The sequence below is a fragment of the Syntrophales bacterium genome (genome assembly GCA_030655775.1).
In the GTDB taxonomy this organism is placed as follows: Bacteria; Desulfobacterota; Syntrophia; order Syntrophales; family JADFWA01; genus JAUSPI01.
Map to the genome: position 1 here is coordinate 1 of JAUSPI010000206.1, position 7,533 is coordinate 7,533.

6 protein-coding genes are annotated in these 7,533 nt (G+C 45.3%); all 6 read right to left on the reverse strand.

Annotated features, from left to right (window positions below):
* Positions 1 to 1,553: adenosylcobalamin-dependent ribonucleoside-diphosphate reductase (locus tag Q7J27_10950; protein ID MDO9529661.1), on the reverse strand; the 1,553-nt coding region annotated here is incomplete at its 3' end.
* 11 nt (positions 1,554 to 1,564) lie between these two features.
* Complete coding sequence (locus Q7J27_10955; GenBank protein ID MDO9529662.1) at positions 1,565 to 1,927, reverse strand: single-stranded DNA-binding protein; 363 nt, start codon at positions 1,925 to 1,927, stop codon at positions 1,565 to 1,567.
* Between the two features lie 54 nt (positions 1,928 to 1,981).
* The gene (locus tag Q7J27_10960; protein ID MDO9529663.1) at positions 1,982 to 3,559 is read right to left on the reverse strand and encodes a hypothetical protein; all 1,578 of its coding nucleotides are present in this window, start codon (positions 3,557 to 3,559) and stop codon (positions 1,982 to 1,984) included.
* A gap of 181 nt (positions 3,560 to 3,740) precedes the next feature.
* Complete coding sequence (locus tag Q7J27_10965; protein MDO9529664.1) at positions 3,741 to 6,107, reverse strand: hypothetical protein; 2,367 nt, start codon at positions 6,105 to 6,107, stop codon at positions 3,741 to 3,743.
* Entirely contained in the window at positions 6,104 to 7,330 is a 1,227-nt protein-coding gene (locus Q7J27_10970; GenBank protein MDO9529665.1) for a metallophosphoesterase, read from the reverse strand. The genes Q7J27_10965 and Q7J27_10970 overlap by 4 nt, the downstream gene beginning before the upstream one ends.
* Positions 7,331 to 7,336: 6 nt before the next feature.
* A partial coding sequence (locus Q7J27_10975) for a hypothetical protein (protein ID MDO9529666.1) occupies positions 7,337 to 7,533 on the reverse strand: 197 nt, incomplete at its 5' end.

Here is a 7,533-nt window from a genome sequence, read left to right on the forward strand (position 1 = left end):
ATTTCTTCGATGGTTATCTCCTTAGGCAGGTTTATTGTTTTGGAGATAGCGGAGTCTATATACTTCTGGCACTCAGCCATAACCGCTATGTGTTCTCTCCAAGAAAGATCGTGTGCCGTGACAAAGAAATCGGGAGCTTCATCGGTCTTAGCAACCTCCAGGTATTTCTGCCAGGCGTAGTCACGAACGAGAATTTCTTGTCCATCGTTCCGTCTCACATATTCGAGGCTGAATAATGGTTCCACACCGCTTGACACGTTGCCGGCCAATTGTGCTGTCGTCCCCGTAGGAGCGATTGTTAGTAGGTGTGAGTTTCTTATACCGTGTTTTTCTATTTTTTTTCTGAGCCCCTCCGGGAGGTACGCGATAAATCTTCCCTTCAGATATTTTTCTTTATCATACATGGGAAATGCGCCCTTTTCCTTTGCCAGCCCGATAGATTCCTCGTAAGCTGTATTCCTTACATTACCGAAGACTTGCTCAATAACCTTCAAACTTTCTTCGCTGCCGTATTTCACTCCTATCATTGCCAGCATACTCCCCAGTCCCATAACGCCGAGGCCAATCCTCCTTGTCTGAAGCGATTTTTCCCGTTGTTCTGGAATCGGATAATAGTTCAGGTCAATTACGTTGTCCAAAAATCTCACCGCAGTTTTTACTGTCCTCGTTAAACCTTCAATATCGATTCGTGCATCTTCAGTAAATGGATCAGCGACAAACCGAGTCAGGTTAATGGAGCCTAAGTTACAAGCTCCGTATGGCGGCATAGGTAATTCTCCGCAAGGGTTGCTTGCATTGATCTTCTCACAGTACCACAGGTTGTTCATGCTGTTTATGGTATCAACAAACATTGCACCCGGTTCTGCTTTCTCCCGGTTGTTTTCAACAATCAACCGGAAGAGATCCCCTGCCTTCACTGTTTTGTGATTTGCCCCCTGATATATCAGGTTCCATTCGCCGTTTTTTTCAACTGCTTTCATGAAGTTATCGCTAATGCCGACAGAGAGATTAAATTTCTCCAACACGGGAGTTTCCCCTGTGTTGTCTTTTTTTGCTATAATAAAGGCTTCTATGTCGGGGTGATCCGCATTCAAAACCGCGATCATTGCCCCTTTCCTGTCACCTACGCCGGAGATGGTTCTTGACATTGCATTCCACATCTCCATAAAGGATACCGGACCGGAAGCGATTGAATTCGTGCCCCCTACCCTATTCCCGTAAGGTCTCAATGTTGAGAAGTTCATGCCGATTCCTCCGCCTGCCTTCATAGTGAGCGCGCTTTCTCCGAGGGACTTCATAATCCCCTCCATGGAGTCTTCAATTTCGTCCATCACGTAGCAGTTGGAAAATGTCGCCTTTGGGTTGCCCGTTCCGGCGTATGCCAATATCCTGCCTCCAGGGATAAACTTCAAGGAGACCATTGCGTCATAAAATTCAACCGCTAAAGTTTTGTCCACATCGGCAATGTGCTTTGCTACCCGTAAAGCGGTGTCTTCAAACGTTTTCTCATCACCGAAGCGGTATTTCTTGTGCCATATTTCGCTATTTATCATCTTTCGCCTCCCTATATGTCGATATCTTCGGGGATAAAATCATCGTTTTCTTTTTTCACGGTATTTTGTGATTCAATTCCCTTCTTTTTGAGGATGAACAGCTTTGTAATGTGCATATAGAGCTGCTTCTTTTCACCGCTTTGCGCTTGCCAGACGTTTTCTTCGAGTTCGCCTATTGCGCTCAACAAGTCGCCTTTGTCTATCTTGAAAGCTTCTGCAGGCTTTCCGGACAATACCCCATTGATAAATATGTCGTGGTTCCCGCCTTTATATACCAACCTCAGGTTAAGAAACGGGGTTCCTTTTGCCGAATATCTTAATTCAGGGTCTTTTACGACCCGTGCTCTTGGTAATGTCATTGAGCTTTCGTTCATAGTTTTTTCTCCTTGAATATCAAGAAACCCCTTTCGGGGTTCCTTTGATTTATATTATTTTATTGCGTCCAGAAACATCGAGAAGTCGCCCTGTTCCAAGCGATTCAACCAATTTGTAGCGACCTCTTCCGAAATTGTTTCATTATTAATGGCAGTTTCCTGTACGCTGGCCGGAACGCCGTAACTACCGGCAAATTCCTTGATTTTCTGGATTAAGTCATCCATAACATCTTTGTTTCCGTTATTGCCATTGCCGTTACCGGCATTCTTCAATGCATCGAGCATCTCCTTATGGAAGTCCTGCGCCTGTGTAAACGTCCATCCCTTCCAGGACCCGGGGTATCTTTTTCTTATCCCCTGGTAGGTATCGGCAGCAATTTTGGCCTTGATGCCGGCGCACTCTTTGACAATGGTAGTTATTTTGTTTTGATCGGGGTTCTCTGCTTCTGTCTGTGCAGGCGTTGCCGCGGTTTCCTGATTTGTTTCCTTTTCGGGAGCTGCAGCAACAACAGCTTCAGCATTTGGAATTTCTGCTTTGGGAGCTTCTGCTTCAGGCAGTGCCGCCGCTTTCTCCGGTATTTCTTCTATGGCAGGTTTAATAGGTTCCACGGCAGTTTCAACAACAGTTTCAGCAGACACTTCATTTTCATATGTGGAATCCGTGATGACCGGTTTTGTAAGCATTGCTGCAGCTTTTATTCCTCTTATAGTTAGATTCCTGCTCTCATATATGAGAGCAAGTTCTGTCATATCTACAGTCAGATCTAAATATATGAGGTATTGTTTCCGCTGTGTTGGTTTACCGGTTTTCGTATCTATTGCAGAAACTATCTCTTCCGTTTTTGTGAGTTGGAATACAGGTTTTCTGTCACTGTCGAACAATCTCGCCAGCCTGCCTCCCGTTATCCGTGATACGTCCTGAAGGACGCTTTTTATAGCGACCAGCGAGTACCATGAGGTTGTCGGAAGTACCCATATGCCCACCCCTTTAGCGCCGGGGATGTAGAACTGCACCATTCCTCCGAATTTACATTCACCCGCCTGGTATTCCCGGCAGTCTTCAGGCGAGCAAGGGCGCGTCCCCCACTGTCTGCCGCCGAAAATCCTTTTTCCGGGTTCAGAATTCATCGGGAAACGGCATATGTTTTCTACCATGTTTCCGGTAATTTTTATGTCGCTCATGAATTTTATTCCTGACTGTCCCCAGCACCTTAACGAATGTGGCATAATTTTCCACCATTCGTTTACCGGAAACCATACGGGTATCCTTCTTACCTTCCCGTCTTTGTCGGCATAAAGTTTTTTTATGATTGCAGCGTTTTCCGGAAAGAGACAATCACCAGCATTGACCGTGAAATAATCAACGTTTGCCGGGGTCATCTTTGACTTTAGTTTTCCATCCACGCCAAGTGCTTTGTTTATGTCGTCCCATGGTGCTCCTTTGGCCGTCATATCCTTATAAACCTTCTCGTCCTGGGGTGTACAACCCGCTTTTAATACCATGATGCCCGGTCTGATAACCCCCGCCTTCGGGAGTAAGTATTTAGGACCAAGAAGTGTCGATATTTTTGCAATGTATTCTGAATCGCTGCTATCCAATGTTGCAACAACACCTGTTGTGTTATCTGTCATAATTTTGTTGCCTCCTTTTAGTTTGTTTTTGGAAATTGTTTTGAAAGTCGTTTTGAATGTTTTCGGATAAACCTACTGAAATATTATCTGTATAGTATTACTTCTTTGATTATGACGGAAAAAAGCCCAGGGGGTTAATTCCCTGGGCTTCTGGTGTTTGTTTTAAATTCAGCTTCCTTCTCTATCTAATGGTAATTCCGTGTTCCCTCTTAAGCTCAATCACCGCGTCAGCTCTCGACAGGAGCGCATCAGTCTGTGTGATGCAGAACTCGTTTTTATACCCGCCGAGTTCAAGGACACGCTTTTTCATGTCGAAGAACTCTTTTTTCTTCTCTGTATCAAGCGCACCATCTTTCTCATCAGAGAAGATGCACTCATACCTTATGCCGCTTAAATTTGCCCTGTAGAGACATATCGCCCGGGTGATTGCTTCTTCCACCCAGGTTTTCTCTCCGCCGGACAGCCTCTTTATGCTTTTTGATTCGTTTGTCTGGCTGTCAAAAACGATGATATCGAAACCTTCTTTCATCCCGCCTTTTGTTTTGGCAAGCTGAGTTTCTATCTTGACACTGAACCTGCCCCCGAATATCTTCAGGAGGTCGTTCGCATAGGTGGTTATCTGAGGGCCTGCATCATCTATCTCAAGGGCAATAATGCCGTCGTTTCCAAAGGCTTTTTCAAGCAGCGACCATTGTGATGTTTCTTCTGCAAGATGGTTTTCTCTTGTTGAGAGGGCTTCGAGTTTGCCTTTTGCTTCCTCAACACGCTGAACTTCAGTGTTTAATGAACCTGTCTTTTTTGTCGCTTCTTCGAGCCCCTGCGTGAGGGATGCCCTTTTTCTTTTTATCTGTTCAAGTTCATCAAGAAGGGCAACCTTCTTGTTCACGAGATCACCGTCTAAAACATTGGTGATTTCTGAGAGCTTTTCTTCAAGGCTTTTGATTTCAGCTTCATCGGATGCTGTCTGCAGTTTTGTTGTTTCGTTAATACCGTTAAGTTCGCTGTTGAGCGATTCAAGCTCTTGCCTCAAAGACGGTAATTCCTTTTCGGCAAGCTCAACCTTCGGTAGAGATTCAAAGGATTTATTCAGTTCGTTGAGATTCTTTTCCAAACTCTCTATATTCGCCTGTACATCCCTTTTCTTTTGAAGAAGTTCCATCAACGTTTTATTAAGGGCTTCCCTGTTCGTGAGCATTACTTTGAGACTATCGATTTCGCCAGAAATTTTGACCTCTCCGGATGACACTTTGTTAAGGCTGCCGAGTCTTTCCTGAAGTTCCGGTATCTTTTTTGTTTCTGATACCGCGCTCATAACGAAGATACACCCCTCAGTCAGTGATCCGCCGCAAGGGGTATTTTTGAGTTTCTGTTCCTCGTTTCGGGCAATCTCAAGGTTTTTCTCAAACATCTTGATTGCTGATTCTCTTTCCATACGGAGCTTTTGAAGGACTTTCTCTTTTTCCTTCATCAGTCCTTCTGCTTTGTTCAACGTCATGATGCGGTTATTGATGCCGATGTATTCCGCATCGATCTCCTTATATTCACCCTTGAGCAGATTAGCCTTTTCTTCCAAAACTGCTTTGCTTCTCTTTGCCTCCTGAAGTTCGGGTAGCTTGGAGATAAGCGTTTCGGAATCGGTGATTCTTGTTTTTGTCCGTAAGTTCCTTGCCTCAATTCCCCTTTTCCTCGATTCCTGACCGGAAAGAAAAGTTGTTAACCTCTCTTTTCTTTTAGTGACCTCGGATTTGGTTTCTCTCTCTTGTAACAAAAGTGTTTTCTGGGATGCGATCTGCACATCGAGATTTGTCAATTTCTCCTGCCCTTTTGACATCAGTTCGTCCATGCGGGCCATTTCTTCTTTTGTTATCTTTATGGACAGTTCCGTATCTGCCATGCTTGTTATAATGAAGCCCTCTTTTTCGAGGACCTGTGTAAGTGATGTCTTTTCCCCTCTTATAGTATCGAGCAGGCGCTGTACCTCTGTTTTGATAAACCCTGCTCTGTCGGAGATTGCCTTCAGGTGATATACGCCAAGAAGTTCAGTGAATATTTCCTTGATGTCTCCTTTGGAATAACTTGTGAGTGATTTCGCGTTTTGTGCCCTGAACACCGACATGAAAAAGAGTTCGGGATTGCCGAGCAGGTTTTCTACTGCCAGGTCGTATGACTCCAACTTCCCGTCATTGAGCGGCGTCCATGTTCCATTTTCCTCTATGTAAAGGTATGCCTCCTGTTTTTTCTTCTCAACATTGAGAAGCAGAAGGCTTTTGTATTTTGTGCCATTCATCCCGAATACAAGTTCCTTGAGAGCTTCCCCATAACAGTGTTCGTAAAATGAGAACGCCTTTGGAGAATAGCTCGATGCCCTGAAGGGCATGAACCTGTAGGGATGCAGATTATCCATGATCGTTGTCTTCCCTGTCCCGTTCGGGGCGGAGAATGTAACGATACCGGATGGAATATTTGAGAAATCAATTTTAATTTCTTCCAACCCCATGCCGGCCTGGATACCCTTGAAGCATTTAAGTTTCAATGATATAGGTCTCATGTTGTTGCCTCCGTATATTGTTTTGCATAGTCCGCCGGGTCATTGATTGTTTCGAGGTCTGAGAGTTTTTTCAGCATATTTTCGTTAACCTCCACGCCGGTGAGTTCAGCCCATTTTCTGAGCTTATCTTCGGCGTTTTTGAGTCTGCTGATGCCCTCCGCCCTGACAGTGTTTTTTGGTATAATGATCTTCTCTATTTTTATTTCTGCAGCCCCTTTTGCGAGCGCTGCCTGACGTATTGCTTCCTCGTTTACCTTCGAGAGGTCTTCTTCGCTGATTTCGAATGTGAGTTTTACGCAGTCGCCCGCTGCGATGTCGCCGAGGTCGTCTGTACTCGGGATATCGTTCATGGGCTTTACTACCCTCATTACCCTTGCCGGAGTTTCTATAAAACGCGAGGCGAGCTCCTGCTTAGATAATTCATGGATATAAAATCCCTTATGGTCGCCCGCATCGCCGTAATTAAGGCGCGTGATGCTTCCGCAGTAGCTTATTTCTCCCCACGATTGTGATTTATGAATGTGACCGAGACAAACAAGATTTGCCCCGGCTAATCTCAAATCGCCTACCGTAAGCTCTAGTTCTTTGCCAATCATCTGGTGACCAGTAGGAAGAACAGAACCCGTTACGGTAAAATGACCGACCATGATTGCAGGTATGCCGGAAGTTGACCCTCTGGATAACCTTATTGATTGGTTTACTTCTCCCCATGCCACGAGAATATCTCTGAGCAAATCTGCGGTCTGTTCATTTGACCTCTGTGTCGATTGGTTGCCGTTGCCATTTCCGTTCACAACATTTGCCTTTGTGACTGACGGCAATAGTGAAAGGAGCGCAACCGGCTTATCGTAGGTTGCTAAATTAGTTACAAACTGTCCGGAATCCAGCAGGTATACCTGCTCTGGCCTGTCTGTTACAAATATGCTGTTTTTCCCTTTGAGTTTTGCAAGGGCATTTACGCTGCCCTCTGCATCATGCGTTGTCGTACCCCTTATGACTACAACAGGGGCAATGTCAGCGCATTGCTGAATAAATTTCATTGCCGTCAATGAGGCAGGAGAACCAAGTTCAACGCTGTCGTGGAATGTATCCCCTGCAACAGCGATAAGGTCCGGTTGTTCACCAATGGCGACACTTATCAGATGGTTGCTGCACTTGACAATCTCTGCCAATAACTGAGGCGGGTTGTCGAAGTGCAGGTCTCCCGTGTGGAGTATTTTCATTCTTTTTTAAGCGCGGATACCTCGCAGCTCTGCTGCGGGGAAGAGCGCTGTCCTCCTTGGTTTAAATTTGGGGTTTTTATGACGGATAAATTGTGCATCCGTCCAGGAACCCCAAAAACCCGTATGTGCCGCATCGGAGTTGTTATCAAAGGTTTTTAAGCCCGCCTCACTGTCCCTACCCTCGGGACTGTTTAAAGATACGC